We start from the raw sequence: 754 nt of genomic DNA, 5'->3' as shown, positions 1-754 counted from the left end.
CTCTTTGATATTCATTAGACTTGACCACTTTAGGGCTTTGTGGCCTATTTGGGAGGTTCCGGCCGGAGAGAAGACGGCTGTAAATGGGCACTGGTTGAGGCCCCGGCCCAAAAGTTTTTTGAAGCCGTATTCCGACGCCTTCTAAACCCATCCCTTCTTGCCGAGGATCTGGGTTACATTACCTCGGATGTGCGTGAGATTAGGAAACTTTTCGGTATTCCGGGCATGAAGGTTTTGGTCTTTGCCTTCTTTGAAGAGGATAGCCCCTATCTTCCTCATAATCACGAAAAAGAGGCCTTCGTCTATACCGGGACCCACGACACTAATACCGTGAAAGGTAAACCTCTTTGAAAGGTGAGGGGTCGTCCACAATCTCCACCACCTTGACTTCGGAAAGCTTGGCCTTCGCCTCGTTCTCCAACGGGATAGCGGCCAAGACCACATCCTTAGCTCGATAGGGCCCACCCTCGGCCGTCCTGGTTACATGGGCATTGGCAAGGTTCATGGAAGAGATATTGAGTCTTACCCGCTGGGCCATTAGGCCACTTCCGGCAATCCTAAGAGCGGAAAGGAGTTTCATGGCTATTTACCTCCTTCCGTTATAGCTTCTCTCATTAACCCGATTTCCTTTATCAAGGCCTCCACCGTGGCCTGATAAAGTAGGTGGTTTTCCATGAGTTTGGACATCTCCTCCTCAAGGGAAACATTGTTGGGCGTGCCAACCTCTTCCGGTTCTACTATCTGAGCTTGAACC

1 protein-coding gene and 1 pseudogene are annotated in these 754 nt (G+C 50.4%); one reads left to right on the top strand and one right to left on the bottom strand.

Translation table 11 applies throughout. The features are described from left to right. The first annotated feature begins 4 nt into the window (after window positions 1-4). Window positions 5-351: pseudogene (locus TDIS_RS10700) on the top strand (4-alpha-glucanotransferase). Here the strand turns inward: TDIS_RS10700 and TDIS_RS10695 are convergent. Further along, window positions 323-580 carry a flagellar basal body rod protein FlgC gene (locus TDIS_RS10695; protein WP_068671871.1) on the bottom strand — a complete coding sequence of 86 codons (258 nt, stop codon included), beginning with the start codon at window positions 578-580 and terminating at the stop codon, window positions 323-325. The pseudogene TDIS_RS10700 and the gene TDIS_RS10695 sit on opposite strands and share 29 nt — an antisense overlap. Window positions 581-754 lie beyond the last annotated feature (174 nt).

The sequence above is a fragment of the Thermosulfurimonas dismutans genome, assembly GCF_001652585.1.
Taxonomy (GTDB): Bacteria; Desulfobacterota; Thermodesulfobacteria; order Thermodesulfobacteriales; family Thermodesulfobacteriaceae; genus Thermosulfurimonas; species Thermosulfurimonas dismutans.
This window is presented reverse-complemented; position numbering and strand designations above follow the sequence as displayed.

What these genes read in the sequence shown, in the direction of transcription:
- TDIS_RS10695 (WP_068671871.1), bottom strand. Translation starts at nt 580, where the DNA reads ATGAAACTCCTTTCCGCTCTTAGGATTGCCGGAAGTGGCCTAATGGCC.